The organism is Njordella calcicola (genome assembly GCF_056494125.1).
On sequence record NZ_CM151396.1, the window covers coordinates 4975917 to 5000583 of the forward strand.

Annotated in this window: 10 protein-coding genes; 6 read left to right on the plus strand and 4 right to left on the minus strand. The window is 54.7% G+C overall.

Translation table 11 applies throughout. The features are described from left to right. Positions 1-544 precede the first annotated feature (544 nt). The 4 genes from SH302x_RS19285 (at position 545) to SH302x_RS19300 (ending at position 10206) form a co-directional block, all read left to right on the plus strand. Positions 545-1915 carry a tetratricopeptide repeat protein gene (locus SH302x_RS19285; RefSeq protein WP_479364180.1) on the plus strand — a complete coding sequence of 457 codons (1371 nt, stop codon included), beginning with the start codon at positions 545-547 and terminating at the stop codon, positions 1913-1915. A 634-nt stretch (positions 1916-2549) separates the two neighbouring features. Next, a complete protein-coding gene (locus SH302x_RS19290) occupies positions 2550-4484 on the plus strand; it encodes a tetratricopeptide repeat protein (protein ID WP_479364181.1) in 1935 nt (644 codons plus the stop codon). A 1630-nt stretch (positions 4485-6114) separates the two neighbouring features. Beyond that, entirely contained in the window at positions 6115-8580 is a 2466-nt protein-coding gene (locus SH302x_RS19295; protein WP_479364183.1) for a polysaccharide biosynthesis tyrosine autokinase, read from the plus strand. Between the two features lie 840 nt (positions 8581-9420). Then, positions 9421-10206: a PEP-CTERM sorting domain-containing protein gene (locus SH302x_RS19300; RefSeq protein ID WP_479364184.1), complete on the plus strand. Its 786-nt coding sequence runs from the start codon at positions 9421-9423 to the stop codon at positions 10204-10206. 531 nt (positions 10207-10737) lie between these two features. On the opposite strand, the gene SH302x_RS19305 is transcribed toward SH302x_RS19300, so the two are convergent. Then, entirely contained in the window at positions 10738-11169 is a 432-nt protein-coding gene (locus SH302x_RS19305; protein ID WP_479364185.1) for a HugZ family pyridoxamine 5'-phosphate oxidase, read from the minus strand. A 715-nt stretch (positions 11170-11884) separates the two neighbouring features. Here SH302x_RS19305 and SH302x_RS19310 point away from each other — a divergent pair. Beyond that, entirely contained in the window at positions 11885-13252 is a 1368-nt protein-coding gene (locus tag SH302x_RS19310) for an IS4 family transposase (RefSeq protein WP_479364187.1), read from the plus strand. A 152-nt stretch (positions 13253-13404) separates the two neighbouring features. On the opposite strand, the gene SH302x_RS19315 is transcribed toward SH302x_RS19310, so the two are convergent. The 3 genes from SH302x_RS19315 to SH302x_RS19325 all read right to left on the minus strand — a co-directional run bounded on the left by SH302x_RS19315 (position 13405) and on the right by SH302x_RS19325 (position 21321). Continuing rightward, the gene (locus SH302x_RS19315) at positions 13405-15003 is read right to left on the minus strand and encodes a Do family serine endopeptidase (protein ID WP_479364188.1); all 1599 of its coding nucleotides are present in this window, start codon (positions 15001-15003) and stop codon (positions 13405-13407) included. A 529-nt stretch (positions 15004-15532) separates the two neighbouring features. Beyond that, positions 15533-20125, minus strand: a complete 4593-nt coding sequence (locus SH302x_RS19320) for a PVC-type heme-binding CxxCH protein (protein ID WP_479364190.1) — start codon at positions 20123-20125, stop codon at positions 15533-15535. An 80-nt stretch (positions 20126-20205) separates the two neighbouring features. After that, entirely contained in the window at positions 20206-21321 is a 1116-nt protein-coding gene (locus SH302x_RS19325) for a Gfo/Idh/MocA family protein (protein ID WP_479364192.1), read from the minus strand. Positions 21322-22510: 1189 nt separating this feature from the next. On the opposite strand from SH302x_RS19325, the gene SH302x_RS19330 reads away from it, so the two are divergent. Further along, positions 22511-24364 carry a peptidylprolyl isomerase gene (locus tag SH302x_RS19330; protein WP_479364193.1) on the plus strand — a complete coding sequence of 618 codons (1854 nt, stop codon included), beginning with the start codon at positions 22511-22513 and terminating at the stop codon, positions 24362-24364. Positions 24365-24667 lie beyond the last annotated feature (303 nt).

A 24667-nucleotide genomic window follows, 5' to 3' on the forward strand; every position in this document is an offset into this window, starting at 1 on the left:
AAAACGATGCGAGATCATCTAGCAACTTGACGATGAGGGGGTGCCCCCCCCCTCCCCGATCGCTCGCGGAACTCGCGTCCGACCCTCCCCGAAAGGAGGGTGAAGAAGAACGCGGAGGCCGAGCGAGGTTGACGGTTAAACGACGATGGCGAGTTGACTGCGGTTGTGGTTAGCTCGCCTTTTTTGTTGGGCATGTAGCTCAGCGACTCCGCTCGCTGAGAAGACTTCCATGCGGGCGGAGCCGCATGGGCACAGTGGCTCAGCGACTCCGCTCGCTGAGATTAGAGATGTAGGTAGGCGGAGCCTCCGAAGAATGATTCCAGGCGGAGCCTGGAACCAGGCAGATTAACCGTCTCCGCCTGCGGCGACTCTCCCGGCGGGAGAGTGAAGAAAGGCCCGCACGCTGCGCGTTGCGGCTAATGTTCCAGGCGACTTTGTTTCGGCTCATAGACCCAGCAACAACACCAGCCTTCCTCGCAATTCCCCGTCATCCAACTACAATTTGATTATCCAAACTAACGACTAAAAACTGGAACTAGAGCTTATGCCATCCCAACTTCTCCCGTCCTTGCGAATGCTGTGCTGGTGTTTCCTTGTTCTGCTCTGCTTGGGCCAACGCAACTCGGCTCTGGCGGACCTGAACGCCACTTCTGCTGAACCCTCCATGGCGACTACTTCGACCTTCGATATGCTGGGACTGCCAACTCTGGTCGACAACGAAGCGATCAAAAAGAAACTCGAGGAAATCGGCAAAGCGCTCACCAACCGTGACTTGCCTGCCTGCGAGAAACTGATCGCCGAACTCCGGACTCTGGACCCGTCCCTACCAGCTCAAGAGATCATGCTGGCCAGACTGTTGATGCAGGCCGGGAACTTAAGCGAATCGATCGCGCGGATCGAAAAGCATCTGCTGTCCAATCCCACCGACCCGGCCGCTTTTGTGTCGCTAGCGGATATCGCGATCAGAACTCAGCGATGGACCGAAGCGGCCATGTTGGCCGATAAAGCCGACGAACTGCTGAAGAATGATACGACGTTGAGCCCAGCTTTAAAGTCGAATCTGCTGTTTGAACTGCTGGGGCGACGCGCCGATTCGGCGATGCAGCGCCAACAATTAGAACTGGCTTACGAGTGCTTGCAGGAACGACAAGCGATCCGACCCGAGGATGCGACGACTCCACGCGTGATGGGCTTAGTCAAGATCGAGCAGGGGGATTTGCCCGCCGCACTCACGCTGCTGCAACAAGCTCGTAAGCTGGATCCCAAATTGCAACAGCCCGAATTGCTGATCGCCTTGGCACTTTCCAATAAAGCGGACGCACAGGCGGAGACTTGGTTCCGCAACGCGGTAAAGGCGGCGGACGCGACGGCAGAAAGCTGGTCTAAGTATTTCCACTGGCTGCTGTTGCAAAACCGCGCGCAGGATCTAATCACTTATCATGGCAAGATGCCGGAGGCGATGAAGTCCGGTCGTGACGTGAAGTTCTTGCGGGCGCTGGCCGCAAGGTATGAAGGGGATAATGAGTTGGCGGAAGCGATGTTTTCGCAATTGCATCAAGCTCAACCGGACGATCTCGAGGCCGCCGATCAGTTGGCACAGGTCTTGGTTGAATCGGCGGATGAGGGGAAACGGGGCCGAGCGGCTCAGCTGAGCGAAGCGAACTTGCGTCGAGCGCCGAATTTAGAGAATACGGTGGCCACGGCGGCTTGGGTGCAGTTTAAGTTGGGGGCGATCGACGTCGCGGATCGATTGTTAGGGGAGCTGACATCGAAGCTGGCCATTTCGCCTCAGACGGCTTTCTATGTTTCTGAGGTATTGCGTAGTCGTGGCAAGTTGGCGGAAGCGGATCAGGTGCTGAAGGCGGCGAACGAGCAGCCCGGCATTTTTGTGCAGCGAGTGAAGCCGGCCAAGTAAGCCGCAACGCGCATCGTGCGGGCTTCTTTTCTTAACTCTCCCTTCGGGAGAGTGAATGTAGCTCAGCGACTCCGCTCGCTGAGATGACTTCCATGCGGGCGGAGCCGCATGTCTACTCGTTCTAGGCTCTGCCTAGAATGCAAACAATGAGGCTCCGCCTCACTACAACCATGGCGTCAGTAGGGGAGGCAGAGCCTCCGAGGAAAGACCGCCTAAAGGCGGGACTACGAGCGAGGGGCGTGCAACCAGATGCCCCTCTCCGCCTGCGGCGACTCTCCCGGCGGGAGAGTGAATCTAGCTCAGCGACTCTGCTCGCTGAGGGAGTCCATGCGGGCGGAGCCGCATGGGCACAGTAGCTCAGCGACTCTGCTCGTTGAGATTAGAGATGCAGGGAGGCAGAGCCTCCGAAGATTGATTCCAGGCAGAGCCTGGAACCAGACGCTCCGCCTCACTACAGTGACTTCAGGGAGGCAGAGCCTCCGAGGCATGATTCCAGGCAGAGCCTGGAACCAGACGCTTCGCCTCACTCCAGGACTGCGCGTGGCGGCTGATGAAATTCGGCTGGCTTCTTTTGTGAGGCAATATAAACTGTGTTAACTTTTATATCTTGGTCATCAATACACGGCGATCGCACATGCCTTACTCTGACGAGAAGCCAAGTCTGACCGAACGACTCCTACGCCGCTTGTTTCGCTTCATCGATGCATGTGGCTATCTCCTGAGAGTATTCGTCTCGCCCATCGAACGCTCGCTGGCTTGGCTGGTGGCGAAAGCTTTCGGACCTCGCAAATCAACTCTTCGCAACTCGCGTCGTTATGTCGAGGATGATGACCAACTGACGCTGGGCGAAAAAATCTCTTACTCTTTCTTTCGCACCGTTGATCGCTTTGGACGAGTATTCCGGTTCCTGACCGCTCCGTTTGAACATTTCTTCGGCTCAGTCGTCGCGGTGCTATTTCGCGGTGTCCAAGCGACCGAGTCGGCGGATTCCGCCTTATCAAGATTCCTGTACGCACTCGGTACCCCGTTCCGCTGGCTGTGGCTAGCGATCGCTTGGCCGTTTTCGAAATTAAACTTGGACCCAGTCGTCAAACCGATCGTGTTGGGGCTGGGATGGCTAGCTTGGCTGGCCGCTTATCCGTTCAACGCGTTCTTCGGGTTCTTGGGTGCTTTCTATCGCACGCGCTCCCGGCGGTTGATCTGGTTCGCGCTCCCCATGCTGCTGCTGGTCGGCGGACTGGGCTATATCGTCTTTAGTGTAAGCAGTCAGGATAAGCCGCGGATCACCAAACGCTATCAGAAGGCGCTGCAACAAGCACTCGAGGCTCAAGACTTTGCGACGGCGGGACTGTATCAACAGAAGCTGCAACAGTTAGGCACCTCGGTTGATCAATTCGAATTGAAACGCGCGGCAGAGATGCTGAAGGCCGGGCAAATCGACGAGGCGTTCGCCTTGGTTGGTCGCCTTGCGCCGCTGGATAAAGCGGGGATCCCGGCGGCTCACTTTTGGTTGGCGATGCATCTGCTGGGGCAAGCTCCCTTTGATCAAGAGAAGTTGTCTCTGCCAATCCCGCAGCGCTGCGAGCAAGCGATCGCTCATCTGGACCGTTTGCAAGAGTTGGGTGCGGATTCGGTCGAGCTGTCGGTCTTGCGAGCACTTGCTTTTACAACGTTGGGCCGCCGGGATGACGCGAGACAGACACTGGTCTCCAAACGCAATGAACATTTGCCAGCGGCACTGATGCGTCTGCAATTGGATCTGCAATCGGGTGATTCGGATGCTGCCAAAACGGACGCGGCGGCGGTTTCCAAACTGATGGCTAAAAATCCGAAGTTGCAATTGACCGCCGATAGCCAAGCGTTCCAAATGTGGTTTCTCTCGGAAATGATGTTGCAGCGTACCAACGAAGCAGAAGACGTAGCAGAGAAGTGGGTCGGTAAGTATCCCGACGATGTCAACGCCAAGAATGCCCTGATGGCAATGCGTCTGGCTCGTTTCGATCGTCGTTTGGTGGCAGGCAGCAGTACGGAGTTTCCGGAGCTGGCGCGATTGTTTGTGGAAGGCGCGACGATGAATGACCAAGCGTTATTCCCTCAGTTTGTTGAACGACTTCGTACGTTGTTTTTGGCCAGCCAGAAGGGGGATCGGAAAGCGACTGAGATGATTCGGCAGTTGGAGAGCCAGCCGAACTTGCCAGCAGCGATGCTAGAGTTTTTTGGATCGTCGGCCGCGTCGCTGCAGAGCTATGAGAAAGCGCGTCGTTTTTTGGAGCAGGCGGTTGGCTTGGACCCCGAGCTGCAAGTGGCATGGAATAATTTGGCGTTTGTCATTTCGCAAGGTTTTCCGGACGAGCTTGCGGCCGCTTTGCAAGCGGCCGACCAAGCGGTGTTGTTGAACCCTGGTGACATGCATGCGCGGGACACGCGGGCACAGATTTTGATTCGGATGGAGAAGTGGGAGAGTGCGGCCTTGGATTTGGAGATCGCTTTGAAGGCCAATCCGAAGATGGAGAGTGCATTGCGTGCGATGGCTGAAGTGCAAGCCAGATTAGACAAGTCAACGCCATGATCCGCAATGCATCGCGTGCTGGCACTTCAACTTCAACTTCAACTTCAACTTCAACTTCAACTTCAACTTCAACTTCAACTTCAAGCCGCAGCGTGCGGGTTAAACCGTGCCCATGCGGCTCCGCCCGCATGGAAAGTCCACTATTTACTTTCCTCTCCCTGGCTTCTAACTGCCCCTCTCCGCCTGCGGCCCTCTCCGCCTGCGGCGACTCTCCGCCTGCGGCCCCTCTCCGCCTGCGGCGACTCTCCGCCTGCGGCCCCTCTCCGCCTGCGGCGACTCTCCCGGAGGGAGAGTGAAGAAACGCGTACGCTTGGCGGCTGACGGTTAAACGAAGAGGGGGTTGGTTCTTGGAGTGGCCCTGCGGCTCCGACCGCAGGGATGTTCGTAGTACCGCCTTCAGGCGGAATGAGGTTGTGTTTACAGCGAGCTTCCGGCTGAAGCCGGGACTACGAACGAAGACCGCCTAAAGGCGGGACTACGAACATGCGCCCTCCCCGGTCGCTCGCGGTACTCGCGGCCGACCCTCCCGAAGGAGGGTGAAAAGAGCTGACGCTTGATCTTCGTAGGCCGGTAACAAGGTCGCGATGTTGTTGCCGGAACTGCGCAAAGCCAATCGATCAATGACGATTGGGTTAGTGATGTTAAATGGGTTCAAGCGACCGATGTTCCGGCGCGGGGTGGGCTTTGCTTCTTCTGGCCTACGCCCCTCTCCGCCTACGACCCTCTCCGCCTGCGGCGACTCTCCCGGAGGGAGAGTGAAGAAACGCGTACGCTTGGCGGCTGACGGTTAAACGAAGAGGGGGTTGGTTCTTGGAGTGGCCTTGCGGCTCCGACCGCAGGGATGTTTGTAGTACCGCCTTCAGGCGGAATGGGGTTGTGTTTACAGCGAGCTTCCGGCTGAAGCCGGGACTAAGAACGAAGACCGCCTAAAGGCGGGACTACGAACGAAGACCGCCTAAAGGCGGGACTACGAACATGCGCCCTCCCCGGTCGCTCGTGGAACTCGCGGCCGCCCCTCCCGAAGGAGGGTGAAGAGGGCGGACGGCTGCTCTACGTAGGCCGGTAACAAGGTCGCTTCCCTAATTGCCGGAACTGCGCAAAGCCAATCGATTAACGTCCGCTTGAGTTAGTGACTTTGACGTGTATCAAGCGACCGAAGTTCCGGCGTTGGGAGGGCTTTGCTTGTTCCGGCCTACGGCCCCTCTCCGCCTGCGGCCCTCTCCGCCTGCGGCCGCCCCTCCCGAATCGGGAGGGTGAAGAGGCGCTCGCTCGCTACGCGTTGCGGCTAATACCAAGAGCGTGGCCCGCTGTACAAAAAGCCCGCTAAACCTTGTGTAACCGATTTTCAAAGCGATGAGAGATTGCCTGTCTCAAACGTTAAATTCGGATTCGTGCCGGTTAAAGCGGATTTTCTTTTGCGTTTACTTCTGTATATGTGGCTGAGTTTGCCTTAAACTAGCTTGCAAGGTTTCTGCTCGGCATACTACTCAAACGATGTTTTCTCGGTTGGGCGATCGCTAGCAGGACTGTTTAAAGTACTGGTCTCGAACACTCGAATAAGCCTGCCGTGTACCGATTTGACCAGTGCACGTTGCTTTGCTAATCAACAACACCACTTCTCTCGCTTATAATGTCGCTAATCCAATCTTCCTCCGATTACGAACTACAGCGTCCTGATATGCCCATGCGGCCATCAGCCACACCCATGTGGGATGACCATGTCGATCAAGAACAACCGGCAGCCCCTGGCATCGACTATTTGGGAATCGCTTGGCGTAGAAAATGGATTTTGGTTTTGTTTGCTTTGATCGGGGCTGCTGTTGCTTACCTTATCTATGCGCAAACGCCAACGACGTACCAATCTGGTCTGCGTTTGATGATCTGGACCCAGTCGCCGCCAATGCTGGTCAACGGAGATGCCTTAATGCAAAAGGTCTCGCTGCCAAAACATCAAAGCTTGATTGTGAGCGACTTGGTATTGTCCAGTGCGGTGCGGAATGGCCAACTGGACAAACTGGATACGCTCATCGATACTTCGCCCGTGGGTTACATGAAGCAGAATGTCAAAGTGCGAAGTGTTGCTGAATCTGCCGATGCACTAGATTTGACGGTCACTGGTCCGAACGCGGAAGACCTGCCCAGGATGCTCGCGCAAATTGTGACCGCTTATGAATCGATCATAGCGCAAGATTCGGTGGATGTCGGTAAGGATTCGGTGGTCGTCATGGAGACCATGCGGGAAAAATTGGAAGCGGAAAAGAGTGCTGCGGAAGATCGTTATTTTGCTCTCTTCAAAAAACTGGGGCTGACGGAAGCGAACTCTACCGAGCAAATTGCCAACCCTTTTGCCGACAAGATCCGTACGCTCACCAAATTGCAGGAAGATTCTACGCAAGAGTTGGAAGACATCCAAAAACGTATCCAATCGTTACTGGACTTTGAACGCGATGACAAGAAGACCGACGAAACGACCAAGTTGCTAGCGGTCGAGGCAAGACGTTACTTGCAATTACCAACTAGCAACAATGCCAATGCATCGGGAATGATTGGCGAAAGCGATTTATTCAAATCATTGCCTCTGGAGATGCAGCGCGAGTACCAGCGCAAGGTAAAGCAAATCGATGAATTGGAGTATTCGATCCAAGATCGAGAACTGGATCTGTCACGCATCGCCGGCCGATATGGTTCACGCCACTTCATGGTACGCACGATCGAAGCTGACATGGTATCGCGAAAAGAACAACTAGTCGTGTTGCGGCGCGAACTGGAGAAGTTGGACGACGAAGCGATGCGTATTGCGGGCGAGAACAATGATAAGAAACCTATCCGCACAATCGAGGAACTGAATCGCGAAAATGACGGTGAAGCGATTCGGCTGTACGCTCTGGCGCTGCGACGCGATCGCGACCAGTTGAATGAATCTGTGCGAATCAATTCGCAGCGCCTTTTGGATGCCGAACAAATGGCAGCTTCCATTTCGGCGGATTTGACCGAGCTAAACATTTTGAAGAATCAAATCGATGACAAGCGTCAATCAATCCGTGAAGTCTTGGATCGCTTGGCAGAAATGAATGTCCTTGCCGGTAATTATACCTACACGAAAGTACGTGTGATCGACCCACCTGGGCTTGGATACCCCATCGCTCCCAGTTTGATCAAATACGTTGGAATCGGTGTCGTGCTGGCTAGCATGTTGGGTTTTGGACTAGCCTTCTTGATCGATTGGTCCGACCAGTCTTTCCGTAACCCGCAGGAAATTGCAGCTACGCTGAGAACGCCTGTGATGGGCAAAGTGCCTGTGATTCGTGATATCAAGAAGACGAAAGACCGGGCTGCGTCGCTGATTACACTGCATCGCTCTAATTCGGTTGCTTCCGAGGCATTCCGATCCATACGTACGTCGTTGGTCTTCGCTGCCGGCAAAACGCAAGGCAAAGTCTTCATCATTACCAGCGCCTCGCCCGGTGATGGTAAATCGACGATGGCGGCGAATCTAGCGGTGTCGTTGTCACAAATGGGACGTAAGGTCCTGCTGGTGGACGGCGACTTCCGTCGCCCTCGCGTGCATCAAATCTTTGAGACAGATATGAAGCCGGGGACGTTGCAACATTTGGATGAGGGTTCCGCTTTAGAGGATGTGACCCGCCCCGTGGCTGCCATGCCAGGTTTAAACATTCTCACTTCGGGAGGATATCCCAAGAATCCTGGCGAGTTAGTTTCTAGCGCGAGATTCGAGGATTTGCTGATTAAGCTGCGGCGTGAATTTGATTTCGTCTTGATCGATTCCCCCCCCCTGCTGCCGGTGGCGGACGCAATTGGGATGAGTTCCTTTACCGATGGTGTAGTCCTGGTAATTCGCATCCGTCGCGGTGTCATTGTCGCGGCTCAGAAAGCGAAGGAGCAATTGGATATGGTGAATGCCCGGATGCTGGGGATTATCGTCAATGGCGTTGACAACAATCCGTACTACAGTGACTACGGACGCTACGGGTATCGATATGGATATGGTTACGGCTACGGTAGCAACAATGGCTATGGTCGCTATTACGATAGCATGAAGTCGAATTACTACGACAAGATCGAGAATCAGGGGTAGTGGCAACGCGGCCTCATCTGAGTAGGTCCGGTGGTGGCGGTCTGTTTGTAGTACCGCCTTCAGGCGGAAGTGCATTCGCAATCATGCACACCAAGACCGCCTAAAGGCGGGCCTACGAGCGAGGCGCATCATCGTTTAACCGCGTGGGCATCGCCCCGCGTTGGTTGTATCCAGCATTGGCAACGCGGCCCGCTGGGCTCGCGGTTAAACGAAAATGATGCGAGATCAATCAGTGTGCTCGCGTTGATTGCCCCCTCCCCGGTCGCTCGCGGCACTCGCGGCCGACCCTCCCGCGGGAGGGTGAAGAAGGCCGACGGCTGCTGTTCGTAGTACCGCCTTCAGGCGGAGTGAGGTTGCGTTTACACAGAGCATCCGGCTGAAGCCGGGAACTACGAACGAAGACCGGCTGAAGCCGGGACTACGAACATCGGCCCCCCCCTCCCCGGTCGCTCGCGGTACTCGCGGCCGACCCTCCCGCAGGAGGGTGAAGAAGGCCTACGGCTGCTGTTCGTAGTACCGCCTTCAGGCGGAATGAGGTTGTGTTTACAGCGAGCTTCCGGCTGAAGCCGGGAACTACGAACGAAGACCGGCTGAAGCCGGGACTACGAACATCGGCCCCCCCTCCCCGGTCGCTCGCGGTACTCGCGGCCGACCCTCCCGCAGGAGGGTGAAGAAACCAAGAACCAAGAACCACTCCCCCCCCCACTGCGGAACGTTCCGGTTGAAGCGGTTTCTTGCGTTTTCAACGGCCCGGGTGCTGGATTCGCTGCGTGGCTCTGTCTATAGTATGCAAAGCCGTGAATAGCGGCCTTCGAATTCATATCCCATTCTGGCAACATCATGTACCGATCGCTGTTGAGTTTCTTTTGCATTAGCTTTGCGTTACTATCCAGCTCTCAATCCCAAGCCGCACTCATCATTCAGTTCGGGCAAAACGGTGCCATCGGCGTGACGAATGTGTCGGCCGTCGCCGGAAGCACTGTGACACTTGACGTCTACATGACGCAAACTGGCGTTGATCCTAGCAACGGCTTACTAGGCGACTTCCGACTCAGTTCTGGCAGTACGACTCGCGGACTGGGCAGCTTCTTCTTCGAACTTGCGGTCAGTGATACCCTTAATGGTAACGCTCAACGTGATGTTCTGCCGGGCGATCCAACTGCGTTCGTTTATGGACCGGACTTATCTAATCAGACGAATGAATCCGGTTTTCTTGATGATCTTGACAACGTGGTCGTAACGCCTACCGCAAAAGCTCGCTTCGTAGGTTTGGCTCCGTTCAACGCGGTGACTGGGACAGTTTCACCAATCTATGTCGCCGAACCACATCAAACGGTGATCGGTCCCAACACGGGTTCGGCAGCAGCCAATAGCATCTTCCTGGGCACTTTGAGCTTGGAGACAGAACTTGCTGCGGCAGGTGACTACTTCTTGACGTTGTCTGCACCGGGCGGATTCCAAAGCTCATCGCTAGGCGAAAGCTTGTTTAGTCAAGTCGATGTTTCCTATGTTGGAGCAACGCTTAATGTCACCGCGATTCCAGAACCAGCGTCGATCGCTTTGATCGCATGTTCGGCGGGCGCGATGTATCTACGGCGTAGGTCGAAGGCTGTCGTCTGCAGTTAGTTGCGACGACGCAGCTACGAACATGTGCCCCCCTCCCCGGACGCTCGCGGAACTCGCGGCCGACCCTCCCAAGTTGGGAGGGTGAAGAAGGCGGACGGCTGCTCTACGTAGGCCGGTAACAAGGTCGCTTCCCTAATTGCCGGAACTGCGCAAAGCCAATCGATTAATCACGATTGGGTTAGTGATGTTAAATGGGTTCAAGCTACCGAAGTTCCGGCGCGGGGTGGGCTTTGCTTGTTACCGGCCTACGACCCTCTCCGCCTGCGGCGACTCTCCCAGAGGGAGAGTGAAGAGAACGCGTACGCCTAGCGGCTGACGGTTAAACGAAGAGGGGCTTGGTTCTTGGAGTGGCCCTGCGGCTCCGACCGCAGGGATGTTCGTTGTACCGCCTTCAGGCGGAATGGGATTGTGTTTACAGCGAGCTTCCGGCTGAAGCCGGGACTACGAACGAAGACCGGCTGAAGCCGGGACTACGAACACGGTACTCGCGGCCGACCCTCCCGAAGGAGGGTGTAGAGGACGGACGGCACTTCAGCCGTCACCAAACTGAACCGGCGTCGCTTGAGCAAAGCCAGTTACGAGCAACCCACGACCAGGCCTGAGCTCAAAAAGCTGAAAGTCTGACAACGTCGATAACATCTCCATCGTTGGGCCAAGATGATCTCGCATCGCTTGCATCACTAGCCCAAACTGCGGCTCGTTGCGATCGATCACAGCGGCTTGGCAGCGTACGCTTAATCGCTCTCGAGCAAACACATTCTTGGCAACCGCTTCGTCCTGAATCACCATGATATGGCAATCAGGATGATTGATCAGATTCCGCGTGTGCTCGGCCAAAGCGCTCAAGAACACATAGAATCGATCGTCGACAAAAACATAAGGCGCATAACTGGCGTGCGGCTGCTGATCTTCGTTGATCGTTGCAAGCATCAGCGAGCGAGCATTCGCAAGTAGTTTATCCATAGCAATTCTCACTTATATTTACGACGACCATCTCAACGCAACGCCCTTCAATAAAGCGAACTTCGGCGTTTTATAGTACCTTCTTTAGGCGGAATGAGGAGTGTTTAGAGCAAGTATCCGGCTAAAGCCGGGACTACGAACGAAGACCGCCTAAAGGCGGGACTACGAACATGCCCCCCTCCCCGGTCGCTCGTGGAACTCGCGGCCGACCCTCCCGAAGGAGGGTGTAGAAGGTGCGGGATTATCTGGTGAGTGGGCATTGTTATAGTGCTCCCCTCCCCGGACGCTCGCGGAACTCGCGGCCGACCCTCCCGAAGGAGGGTGTAGAAGGTGCGGGATTATCTGGTGAGTGGGCGTTGTTATGCTGCCCCCTCCCCGGTCGCTCGCGGTACTCGCGGCCGACCCTCCCGAAGGAGGGTGTAGAAGGTGCGGGATCATCTGGTGAGAGGGCGTTGATATGCTGCCCCCTCCCCGGTCGCTCGCGGAACTCGCGGCCGACCCTCCCGAAGTGAGGGTGTAGAAGGCGGACGGCTGCTGTCTGTAGTACCGCCTTCAGGCGGAATGGGGTTGTGTTCACAGAGAGCTTCCGGCTGAAGCCGGGAGCTACGAACGAAGACCGGCTAAAGCCCAATACCGCTAAGTTAGTATTCCAAAAAGGCAGGCTTCCTGCGAGGATCGGAGGTGTTGAATTTCATCACCAAGCAAGGAAGCTGCCATGACTCATGTTCGCACGATCTCTCAATCAAAGCAAGATAAGTTACTTTCACATGAGCGAATTACTTGCCTCAAGAGGACTGTTCGCAGTTGCATGCTGAAAGCCGAAGTACGCCGTCGCAAGCTCGAAAAACGAAGCAGTCGAAAATGCCCGGCTGACATGATGGTGTGGTTTACGATCGCCTTGTGGCTATATGGCGACGATTGCTACACACACGTGTTTCGCTGGTTGCACCGATTCTCCATTGGGCTCATGCCCTCATCCAGCGCCCTGACTCAAGCCCGAGTGCGGCTGGGCGTTGCAATCTTGGCATTTGTCTACCAGAAGTTGGTTCACTGCCTATGTGATAGCCAGACACCTGATTCCTTTTACGCAGGTCGTAGGCTCGTGGCGGTCGATGGATTTGTATTGAACCTTCCTGACAGTGATGCCAATCGCCGTGCTTTCGGAAGGCCCAAAAATGGAACAGACTTCGGTGCGTTTCCACAAGCCAGGATCATCGCACTTTGCGAAGTGGGCTCGCACGTCTTTATCAACTTTCTTATTAAGCCAATGCGATGTGGCGAAGCGACCATGGCGAAACACGTTTATCGAAAATTGCCAGAGAAAAGTCTACTTTTGTTCGACATTGGCTTTTGTTCGTACCAACTAATGAACCAGGTCATTGATCAGAAGTCGGACTTCCTGGGGCGTTCGAAAATGAACCGTTGTTTCAAAATTATGCAGGTGCTTTCCGACGGAACGTTTCTGTCAAAGATCTATGCCAACGAGTATGACCGGCGCCATGATCGTAACGGCCAAAGCGTTCGCGTGATCGAATACAAATTGGATGACCCTCAGCGTACTGGCCATGGCCAGACGCATCGTTTGCTGACAACACTGCTTGATGAGCATGAGCACCCAGCCCAGGCACTGATAGTTCTATATCACGAGCGTTGGGAAGAGGAGATTGCTATTGATGAGGCTAAGACTCATCTTCGCAATTCCCCAAAACTCCGCAGCCATAGTCCGGCCGGGGTTGTGCAGGAAATCAATGGTTTACTGATAGCACATTTCGTGATTCGCAAGTTAGCACTTGAGGCGGCAGTCCAAGCTGGAGTGTCGCCGCGTCGGATATCATTTACAGGTGCGATCAAGGTACTGCGAATGTGTTTGGTAGAAGCTCCGCGTTCGCAAAAGTTGTTCCAGCCATGGTACAGCAACATGGTCTTGCAGATCAGCCTTGAGGTAGTTGAACCACGTCGCAACCGCCTCAATCCACGAGTGATAAAACGCACACAAAGCAAATGGCCCAAAAAACGCGACGAACACTGTAATTTGCCGCCTCCAACGCACACTTTCCCAGAAACCATTCGCCTGCTAACTTAGTGGTATTGGGCTAAAGCCGGGACTACGAACAAAGACTGCCTGAAGCCGGGACTACGAACGAAGTTGAAACAGGTACACAAAAAAACGCGAGTACTTTTGTAACTCGCGTTTCCTTGTAGAAGCGAACGGTCTGTGTGGAAAACCATCCCCGCTTACTTTGTAAACTGCTCCATTCGCCATGCGTTGGCATTGCCAATTAGCATGCGGACACGGTTAGGTGACGCATCGTACGCGGCTTGCAATTCTTCTGGAGTGCGAACTTGCGTGCCATTCATTTCAATGATGACGTCACCGGGTCTCACTCGTTTGGCCAGCGGACTATCCACACTCACCTCTTCCACAAGCAAACCTTCCACTTCGGGCAATCCGAGCTCTTGTGCCAATTCGGTATCGACCGGCGAAAGCTTCAACCCAAGTGCTTCCCCTGAACGCCCGGCTGACGCAATGCTCTTCAACTTCTCATCTGTTTGTTCTTCGATCTTCACATTGACCTCCAGCGACTTGCCATTGCGAACAATGCTAAATCGTGAAGTAGTTCCAGGTCGCAGGTTCGCGATATAGCGACGTAACTTGTCCGACGAACGCATCTCAGTGCCATCAACCGAAGTCACGATATCGCCGACTTGAATGCCTGCCTTCTCAGCGGGCCCCCCTGGCGCAGTGGCAATGATGACCACGCCTTTGACCGACTTGTCGACTTTGAACTTGTCATACATGTCTTCTCGTTCGCTGATACCAGCCCCCAAGAAGCCGCGGACCACGTGACCTTCCTTCAAAATGTCGCCCATCACACGATCCACAACCGATGCCGGTATCGCGAATCCAATCCCATTAAAGCCGCCCCCACGCGAAACAATCGCCGTATTGATGCCGATCACTTCGCCTCGAATATTCAGCAACGGCCCACCGCTATTGCCAGGATTGATCGCTGCGTCGGTTTGAATGAAATCGTCGTAGTCAGTGATGCCGAAGTCCACGCGGTTGGTCGCGCTGACAATGCCCGCAGTGACGGTCTGCGAAAGACCAAAAGGCGAACCGATGGCAATGACCCAATCGCCGACATCGACCTTGTTGGAATCACCGATAATGGCCGGAACTAAACCGGTCGCTTCGATTTTGATGACAGCCAGATCGCTTTTTGGATCGGTACCAACCACCTTGGCCTCGAACTCACGGTCATCGCTCAGCTTAATCCGAATTTGGCTTGAATTCTCGACGACGTGATTATTGGTGAGAATGTAGCCGTCTTCGCTGACAATCACGCCGGACCCTTCGCCGCGAGGCCGAATCTGCATTTGCCCTTGGCCAAATTCTTCTGGATCATTCTGGCGAGGGTTGCGAGGCTGAGCTCGCTCGCCAAACTGCTCGGGCAGCCCACCCCGGCCAAAGAATTGGTAGAGCTCCTCGGGCAAACCGTCAGGTAACTGTCCAAAGCCACCGAAACCGCCGAAGGAATCTCCGCCACGACGCGACGGACGCTGACGCACTTCCACCAGCGAAGTGATGCTGACCACCGACGGCTTCGCGGATTTGGCGACATTGCGGATGGCAACAGACAGTGATTCAGCGTGACTGATCGCCTCGGTATCGTTGGCAGAGCGTATTTGCTGTGCGGTGGCGGACTGCTGAGCGTAAACGAGCGAAGGTCCAGAAGCGGTATCGTTTAAGCTAAGTAAAGCTACTGGCGCTGAAACAGCGGCTGCTAATAGTCCGAGTCGAAACCATTTTTTCGAAGCAGCTTGAGATTGCATTTGCACGGGTCCCCAATCAAGGAATAGATTTTGACAGTCTTAAGCGACAGCAAAACCTGCCAGCAAATCGCTTGCCAGTCAGTTTTCCTGCCGTAGGTATGCAGTACGAAAAACATTTTTGATGTGTTCAAAACCTTTTTCAATACCAGCCAGCGTGTGAGAATGACTTTAAGAGCCGCGCGGCCACCAACACCGCCGCCAATCGCTGATCGAGCTGAAGAAACGTATCCGCTCACACCTCGATTAGCCGCAGGGCGATAGCCCTGGTTCTTGTGGTGGCGAACTTGACAACCGGGGCTATTGCCCTGCGGCTCACAAGACAAACAGGGCTATCACCCGGCGGTGAACCCTGACAACCGGGGCTATTGCCAAATGGCGAACCCTGACAACCGGGGCTATCGCCAAATGGCGAACCCTGACAACCGGGGCTATCGCCCTGCGGCTCACAAGACAAAAAGGGCATTGATGTCGGTCCCGACGTCAATGCCCTGATGGTTAACTAAATCTAGTTAGCGTAAATCACGCCGGCTTAATGGCCGCTACCAGCCGATTCGATCGTTACCGCAAATACAATCGGTGCGGTGCCGTCGCCACCTTTGACGAAGTCGATCGACGTCAGCGGCTTGCTGCTGTCAATCGGGATCTTCAGGTAGCGAACTTGTCGGCCGGAAGCGTCGAACGCATACTCCGAGCCAGGCACATCCACCTTCGAAATATAGTCTGCAATCTCTTTGCCGTTTCGCAGCGGATGGTCGACCTTTGTCCCGTCTTCATAAACGCAGCGAACGATCAAGCTGGTACTCTCTTGGCGGATCGCGGGGTACCCCCAGCCCGCGATGCCACCCAACAAGTGGATGGCAGACACGTGGCCAGCAATTGGCAAACTGGTTTGAGTCGGCAGCGTCGCTGCGACGGCACCGCTTTGGCTGCGTAACATAATAATGTTTGCGCGTTGCCCATCTTGTGGATCCTCGACCATAAAGGGCACTTCGCCAAACTTCTTCATTCCCCACTCTTTGAACAGGATGCGTTCTTCTTTGTTGTCACGATTAAAGAACAATCCCATACCACTGCTGGTGGTCGCCGCGCCTGCCAGTGGCACGGGCGTGTACTGACCGCGGTTGGTCAGGAACGTCAGCAAGTCTGCGAACTCCTGTTTGCTCATCAAGCTTTCGAAGCCTTCTGGCATCAACGACTTGGTCGATGCATTCATCGCTTCAATGTCCGAACGCAGAACCTGTTGCTCCTTGGCTTGGCTATCGACGATACGAATCGAATTCTGAGATTCGCCCACCAGCATACCGGTCAACACTCCGCCCTCTTGGGTGAGGATCTGGTAGGTTCGGAAGTTGCCTTCCACACTGCGCGACGGATCGAGAATATGCACCAACAGCTCCGCCTTCGGATGGACCGCCATGCCAGTCAGATTCGGACCAACGGAAACACCGATTTCACCATGCACATGGCACAAGGCACAATGCTTCTTGTACATTGCTAATCCACGATCGACGTCGCCGGGCATGTTGGTAACGGGCATCCAGTCGTCCACCACGCCTTGACGGTTGGTGGTCACGGTCGCTCCGCGCGACTTCATTAGTTCGGCGGCCATCGCGGCGACTTGCTTATCAGGATGGCTGAGCAAGGCCTGGCGTTGGTCTAACTGCAGGTCGGTAAATTGAACTTTGCCAGCAGCGATCGCCGCCAACAATTCCTTGGTCGTCTCGGTACGTCCCAGCAACATGGTCAGCACGCGACCTGTCATTTGAGGCGTGAGTTTCGAACGTTGCTCCAACAGAGCATCGGTCAAGCCTTCGGCTCGCGCGTCTTTCAGGGCAGTGATGGCAGCGGCAGCAACCGAGCTTGGCAATTGTGGGACCAAGAACTCTTCAATGATATCCACAATTGCAGGCGAAGCTGGAGCCAGTAGGATCGCTTGCGAAAACGCGGCAGCTCGTTGCGTGTCGCTGGCGGAGCTATCCATCGCAACTTCGAACAGACTTTCTTGAATCCCTTCGACGATATCTGCAAGATTTTCGATTCCCCATTTGTCAGCCAAAGCCAACACGGCCGCTTTCGCTTGGACGTCTACTTCCGCGGCCAAGAATCGCTCGCGAAGTTGAGCTTGAGCGTCTTTGGAAATGGCAACGCGGTAATCACGGGGCCAGCCTTTCGCTATGCCTTGCCAAACACTGATCGCGACGTTGGAGTTAGGTTCCATCGCCAGCAGTTTCTCAATGTCAGAAGCCGTTGGATTACCGCGAGCGACATGTTCAGCCAGTACCGCCACGCGATTCAGCATGACACTGGGCGTCCACGATTTATTGGCCGCTAAAGCGACTAACGTATCGATCGGTTGCGTAGCGGCGGCCGCGGTCCAAGCGTCAATGAGCAGGTCGTCTTGAACTACCGAGTTGACGCCAGTGGCTAGCGCAGCTAGTTTCTCGGCCGCAATTGCCTCTTCCGTTTGCCCATCCGCAATTCGCAGCAGCACGGCGAGTTGAACTTTGGCATCGCGATCGTTTGCCAAACCAGCTTGAACCGCTTGGCTTACTAATTCCGCGGGACAATTCATAACAGCCGCATGACGGACTGGCCCCGATTGGTGTTGGAAGCCCAACTTGCAAGCCGCTTCAAGAGCTTCAGCCACTGCGTCACCGCCACTTGATTTTGCCAATCCAGACAAGGTCCAGATCGCGTGCATCGCGGCAGGGTTCAATCCGATTTCGTCGATCGACGCGTCCGCGACCAAGCTTTGCAGTTTGGCCAAAGTATTCGCATCCGTCGCAGCTCGTTCGATCAGCAATCGCTGTGCGGTTTTCCGCCAAAACATGTTGCTGTGGCCAAGTACTTCAACCAACTGGGCTGTGCTAGCGGCACCCAAATTCATAGCCGACGCGTCGGCGGTTTCTTCACCATGCACCACGCGGTAGATGCGACCGAAGCGTTTGTCGCGTAGGTCACTTTCGTAAGCGTTTCCGCGACCATTTTCGAAACCGTTCGGAACCGGATTGTGCTGGACGATGTAGTTGTACCAATCTAGAACCCAGACATTGCCGTCTGGCCCGACTTCGGCCATGATCGGTGCTGTCCAGTCATCGACACTGGCGACTAGGTTAAATGAGTTATGGCTTTGATAGCCCGCGCCACGTCGTTGCAGCACAAATGAACCTACCAAGTGACCGGTGGGGCCACACACAAATCCCATGCGGTTCCACCAATCTTTGGGATAAGTCCGCGCTGTATAGACAGCATGTCCCGCTCCGGCTGTGTAGCCACCGTGCACGTCGACTTGACGGATCTCGTTGTCGATGGGGCGAAAGTTCGAGTTGTCGGAAATCTGTTCCAAGGTCTTAGGTGACCAACCGGCGACGTTATCGTAATAGCGATTTGGGATCGCCATGTGCACGCTCGGGCAGTTGTTGGCAGTAGAACCAAAGACGTAGCCTTCCTCGCTGAAGCCCAAGCCCCAGGTGTTATTGTTGGTCGCACGTACGAACTCTAAAGCCGATACACGAATCGTGTGTTTGTTAAAAGTTGTTGTTGGCGTGTTGTCGGCATTCCCGGTCGCTTGGTCGATCGCGTATGCAGGTGCTGTTTCGTCGGCAGGTCCCAAGTCGACTGCGAATCGCCAGAAGCCTTGACGGAAACGCTGCTGGGCCACACCGTTGATCACAGGTTGCGAGTTGTTGTACCCTTGCATGCCCCAAATCCAATTGTCGGGACCGTAGTGAAAATTGCTGACGCCACCATGTGTGTCCCCCAAGGCCCAGCCGGTAATCAACTCTTGGCGGAAGTCCGCTTTATCGTCGCCATCAGTGTCCTTCAAATAGACCGTCGTTTGACCATCTTGCACAATCACGCCACCGCGGTAACAAACCAACGTTGTCGGGATACTCAGCTTCTCAGCAAAGATCGTGAACTTGTCCGCATGCCCGTCACCATTGGTGTCTTCACAGATACGGATGCGGTCAGAGCCGCGGCCTCGCGACTCGAGATTATTGGGATAGTCCGTGGTCTCACAAACCCACAGTCGGCCCCGGTCGTCCCAATTCATCGCGATGGGCTTCCCACCCAATCCGGCGAATGTCGTCGCTGGTTGAGAACCGCTGGGCCAGTACTTATCCATCTCTTTGGCCCAGATCGAAAGCTGAAAGCCTTCGGGAACGGTATAGGTAGTCAACGACTCTTCCGCAGGGATAGGATTCTGCATCAGCGTCTTCAGTTCGCCTTGCGTGCCCCACTTCTCACCTGGTGTGTAGTTAGGGATCTTCGCTCCGACGTCTGTGAAGGCGAACTTCGATTCGTCAAAGGAAGGCGGCACCATCTTCGGCAGCTCAATGTCTTTGGCCATCATCGCCACCGCTGGCTCCGGTGCAACGGCTGGTTCTGACTGGACAGGGTGTTTGGTCGCCCAGCGGATGCCGCGCACAAGCAAGTTTTGGAATTCAGGATGCGCCCATGTCCGATAGTTGTGTCCCCATGCGGTGTAGAACACGCGGCCTTCACCGCTGGTTCGGACCCAAGTGTAAGGTTCGCCGGCAGGATCGCTGACAGGCCCCGATTGCTTGGATCGCACTTCCAAGACTACTTTGTCCGGATTGTGCTTGGCATGCATGTAGCTTTCGTCATACGCGTTGAAGCCCTGGTAGCCTTGCATGATCTCATGGTCTGGCTTGACAACTTCGGTCGAGAAGCGAGTGAAGCCATGGCTTTTGAACTGGGCACCGACCAATTCGACGTACTTGTCACTGTTCAAGAAGCAGAACGAAGCACAATGGACAGGAATTAAACCGCCCCCCTTCGCAACATAGTCCAGCAGCGCTTGCTCCGACTGATCGTCGATGGTCTCGGTATTCGCGAAAATCATCAAGCCCGCATACTTGGCCAAGTTGTCGGCATTGATGTCCGACATTTCTTGAGTATACGTTACATCAATGCCAGCGTTGGCCAGTGGCCCCGCCAAATGACGATAGAACTCCGAGGGGCGGTGATGCCCTTCGTCGCCCAACATGAGGATGGAGATGCGATCAGCACTAAATGCAATCGGCATCGCGGCCAACCAAGCTACCAGGAGGCAGGACATTCGTAGGAATGCCGAACGTAAGCGGTGTTGCAATGACATAATTCTGTCTGAACTAAGGAAGTAGTGAGGGAGTTGTTTTTTAGGTACGGCGTTGGACGCAGTACCGTTCGGGGAGGCTGCTACTTTGACAACGTGAACTCTGGTAACCGCACCAGTTCGCCGCCATTCACAGCGCTGTCGTGAGCACACAAGCCGACGCAAGTCCAGTTGGCGCTGGTACGCGCGTTGGGCCATGGATCACGGTCTTCTACCAGAGCACTTACAAACTCGTTAACCAAGTGCGGATGCGAACCGCCATGCCCGCCGCCTTGAATGAACGACAAGTGATCTGCATCTTGAATGCTCTGCGTGAATTGCTGAATTTCTTTTGGCAACAAGTGAGCGTAATCTGGAACTTCGATCTCTTCGGCGATCTCATGCTCTGGCTTTTTTGCTGTATGCAGAATATGTGGTTTGCCTTCGACCAAAGACCATTCAAACGATTTCTTGGTACCGTAGACATCCACGCTTTCGCGATACTGCCGCGCGGTGTCGAACAAGAAACGCCAAATGTGAGCCGCTACATCACTGTCCTTGATCTTGATATGGCACGACTCAACCGCGAACTTGTTGCCCGATTTCTTGGCGATGTCTTCACGGACAAGCCCTGAACCAAAGCACGACACGTACTCCGCAAGCCCATCCACCAAACCTAACACTGGCGACACCACGTGCGTCGCATAGTGCATCGGGATCATGCTTTCCCAATAAGATGGCCAACCATCCATATCTTGAGGATGCGAAGCGGCCATGTATTGAATCTTGCCCAATTCACCCTTGGTATACAATTCCTTGATAAACAAAAACTCGCGGCTGTAGACCACGGTTTCCGCCATCATATACTTCAACCCCGTGTCGGCGACCTTTTGACAGATCTGATCGCACTCTTTGATCGTCGTGGCCATCGGAACTGTACACATCACGTGCTTGCCCGCATCCAACGCTTTCAGCGACATCCACGCATGGTCGGGAATCGGCGAATTGATGTGCACGAAATCGATATCGGGATCCGACAGAACCTCGTCATACGTTTGATACCGCTTGGCGATCCCGAAGCGATCGGCGGTCGCGTGCAATTCCGCTTCATTGCGGCGGCAGACAGCGGCCACATTCGCAAACGGATGCTTTTGGTAAATAGGAATAAATTCGGCTCCGAAACCGAGCCCAATCATTGCGACATTGAACTGCTTGGCCATGTTGTCAAGCTTTCCTTCTATTTTGGAGAGAACCGGTGAGGCACAGCGTCTTCCTTGGGAATACGCTTACTGAAAAGGTCTATTCTAATAGCGAATACTTTTCCAGTGTTGGACCATTGTGACTGGTCCAACGCCCAAGTCCATGAGCAAATGCGATCAAAACTTGTGATTTTTCACTTATCGAAAAGTACCATTGCCTTGCATTCTGAGCTATTGCACGTCTCATTGAAAGCCGTCGCTGAGATTTTTGCCTGATTTTCGAGCTTTGTTCGAAACCTTGAGCAAAACGGCTGCTACGGCCTCGCATCGACGGACTGGAAGTCCGTCGTGAGCCGGTAACAAGCTCACTTGTCACTGACGCCTTTGCTGCTGACCTTGTGCTCGAGTCGGACAAGCCGACTGGGGACAGCAAGCTCTAAACTACAAGTGCCACCGAGCGGCAAAGACTCGAAGAACCGTACCCTTTGCTCACCACTGGCCCTGTGCCAGTGGGAGCGTGACTGATTGGCTACCTAAACGCCCCCGCTTTTCTGTTCGCATGTTGGATTGGTCGCACAGCGACCAGCCCAACATGCGAAATGATCATAGAGGTGCCTGAGTTGTAGCCGCTCAGTCATGGCCCCACCGGAACAGGTCCGGTGGTGGCCTGCGCCTGCCGGGTGTCTGTAGTACCGCCTTCAGGCGGAATGAGGTTGTGTTCACAGCGAGCATCCGGCTAAAGCCGGGACTACGAACGAAGACCGCCTAAAGGCGGGACTACGAACATAGCCCCCCCTCCCCGGTCGCTCGCGGAACTCGCGGCCGACCCTCCCGCGGGAGGGTGAAAAGAGCTGACGCTTGATCTTCGTAGGCCGGTAACAAGGTCGCTTCCCTAATTGCCGGAACTGCGCAAAGCCAATCGATCAACGTCCGCTTGAGTTAGTGACTTTGGCGTGTATCAAGCGACCGAAGTTCCGGCGCGGGGTGGGCTTTGCTTGTTACCGGCCTACGCCCCTCTCCGCCTGCGGCGACTCTCCCAGAGGGAGAGTGAAGAGAACGCGGACGAAGGATTGGAACTGTTTTTTGGACGGAAGCGACCGAATCGATCTTGCCCCCAATTTTCCAAATCCTCTAAACTCCCAACCTTACGATACACGCCAAGTGCTGATTGCTTGGCCCGCTCCACAGAGGTTTATGGAGGAACCTGTTGATGAATCGCAAGCGAATGTTGTTCAAAGTTGCCTTGATCGCCATGGCAACTAACGTCTGTGTTTCACCTGCTTTGGTTTACGGACAAAGCAAGGTTCCAGCTCGACCCGCGTCCGTGCAACGCGAAGCTCCGGCCACCGCCAAAACAGACGCGAAGGCAGATTTGCCCAGCATCGTTGCGACTATCAACGGCGAACCAGTCTCTCGCGATGAACTAGCCGCTCTCAGCCTTCAACGCTATGGAAAGGAAGTGCTCGAAAGCGTGCTCAATAAGTACTTGATCATGCAAGCGTGCGAGGCCCAAAACGTGGTCATCACCGCCAAAGATGTCGATGACGAAATCAATCGCATCGCTGCCAAATTCAACTTGTCGCCCAAGATGTACCTTAAGCTAATCGAGGACGAACGTCAGGTCACTTACGAACAATACGCTTCGGACATTGTGTGGCCAATGATGGCCTTGCGACAACTGGCTCGCGACAAAGTGACCGTGGACCCGAAGGAAATTGCACAAGCGATCGAAAGCGAGTACGGCAAGAAGATCCAAGTCCGCATGATCGCCGTCAAGGACGCAAACAAGGCGGCTGATTTGCACAAACAAGCCGCTGCGAATCCGGAAGCTTTCAAGGGCTTAGCCAAACAGTTCTCGGAAGATCCCAGCAGCGCCAGCGTCGAAGGCCTGCTGCCTCCGATTCGGCGATTTAACCAAGGAGACACGCTGGAACAAGTGGCCTTCTCGCTGCAGCCTGGCCAAGTCTCCAGTGTCTTCAAGATTGCGGACATGAACGTGATGTTGCAATGCGTGCGTCATATCGAAGCGTCCATCTTGACCGCCGATCAGATGCCAGCCATACAAGAACATTATCGCCGCGAACTGGAAGATCAGCATCTGCGTGAAACAGCCGAAACGATGTTCGCTACTTTGCGACAAAAATCAAAAGTCGAAATTGTTTTCGGTGACGCCCAACTTCAAGCTCAATATCCGGGCACCGCAGCGTTGATCAATCGCCAGCCAATCGCCATGAAAATCCTGGAAGATGAATGCATCAAGCGTTTCGGCCCCTCGGTGCTGGAAGTCGAAATCAATCGACGCATCCTGACTCGCGCGATCGAAGCGGCAAACATTCAAGTTTCCCAAGCCGACATCCAAGCCGAAGTCGCTCGCGCCGCCGATTACTACGGCGTGCTGAAAAGCGATGGAACTCCTGACGTGGACGCTTGGATGAGTCAAATCATGGCCGAATCCAAAGTCAGTCCGGAGATCTACTTGCAAGATGCCGTCTGGCCAACAGTCGCATTGAAAAAGCTGATTGCCGATCAAATCAACGTTTCGGAAGAAGATATCCAACGCGCTTTTGAACGTGACTTTGGTCCACGCGCCGAGATCCTTGCGATCGTATGTTCCAATCAACGTACGGCTCAGGAAGTCTGGCAACTTGCGCGAGACAATCCGTCCGAGAAGTTCTTTGGCGAACTGGCAACTCAGTACAGCGTAGAGCCCACATCGCGCAGCAACTATGGCAAAGTGCCTCCGGTTCGACCTCACAGCGACCAACCACTGCTGGAGCAAGCCGCCTTTAAGCTGCAACCGGGCGAACTATCGGGCATCCTCGAAATCGGCGGCCAGTATATCGTGCTCAAGGGCCAAGGCCGTACGCAACCGGTGAACACGGACGTATCGACCGTGCGAGGTGAGCTGGTGAAGGACTTGCATGAACGCAAAGCTCGAACTGCGATGCAAACGCATTTGACGAAGCTGGTCGCTGAAGCGGCGATTGACAACTTCTTGGTGCCAAAATCGCAGTTGGGTAAGAGCGCCACGCAGCAGTCGTTGCAAGAGTTGAAGACGCGATAGCCATTCGGTCTTTCGATTAAGGAAACGTCCGCAAATAAGTTACTGAATGAGCCGGAACGCGTTACGGTATGTTGCTTTAATCAGCCGGAACGCGAATCAACAGCCTGTTTGCGTCCGGTTCATTCCCGCTAACCGGTGTTATCGCACTGCGGCTGATTGCTATCTTCACGCGGCCTCCCAATTCATAGTCCCGCCTTTCTTAGGCGAGTCGATTTCGTTGGTTTTTTGAGCTCGGCGGGGAGGGGCTGTCCCCTTTTAAAACACATTCTCAAATCACAGGGCCAGAACATGGCACCCTGGAGG

What these genes read in the sequence shown, in the direction of transcription:
- SH302x_RS19320 (WP_479364190.1), bottom strand. Translation starts at nt 20,125, where the DNA reads ATGTCATTGCAACACCGCTTACGTTCGGCATTCCTACGAATGTCCTGC.
- SH302x_RS19310 (WP_479364187.1), top strand. Translation starts at nt 11,885, where the DNA reads ATGACTCATGTTCGCACGATCTCTCAATCAAAGCAAGATAAGTTACTT.
- SH302x_RS19300 (WP_479364184.1), top strand. Translation starts at nt 9,421, where the DNA reads ATGTACCGATCGCTGTTGAGTTTCTTTTGCATTAGCTTTGCGTTACTA.
- SH302x_RS19325 (WP_479364192.1), bottom strand. Translation starts at nt 21,321, where the DNA reads ATGGCCAAGCAGTTCAATGTCGCAATGATTGGGCTCGGTTTCGGAGCC.
- SH302x_RS19285 (WP_479364180.1), top strand. Translation starts at nt 545, where the DNA reads ATGCCATCCCAACTTCTCCCGTCCTTGCGAATGCTGTGCTGGTGTTTC.
- SH302x_RS19295 (WP_479364183.1), top strand. Translation starts at nt 6,115, where the DNA reads ATGTCGCTAATCCAATCTTCCTCCGATTACGAACTACAGCGTCCTGAT.
- SH302x_RS19330 (WP_479364193.1), top strand. Translation starts at nt 22,511, where the DNA reads ATGAATCGCAAGCGAATGTTGTTCAAAGTTGCCTTGATCGCCATGGCA.
- SH302x_RS19290 (WP_479364181.1), top strand. Translation starts at nt 2,550, where the DNA reads ATGCCTTACTCTGACGAGAAGCCAAGTCTGACCGAACGACTCCTACGC.
- SH302x_RS19315 (WP_479364188.1), bottom strand. Translation starts at nt 15,003, where the DNA reads ATGCAATCTCAAGCTGCTTCGAAAAAATGGTTTCGACTCGGACTATTA.
- SH302x_RS19305 (WP_479364185.1), bottom strand. Translation starts at nt 11,169, where the DNA reads ATGGATAAACTACTTGCGAATGCTCGCTCGCTGATGCTTGCAACGATC.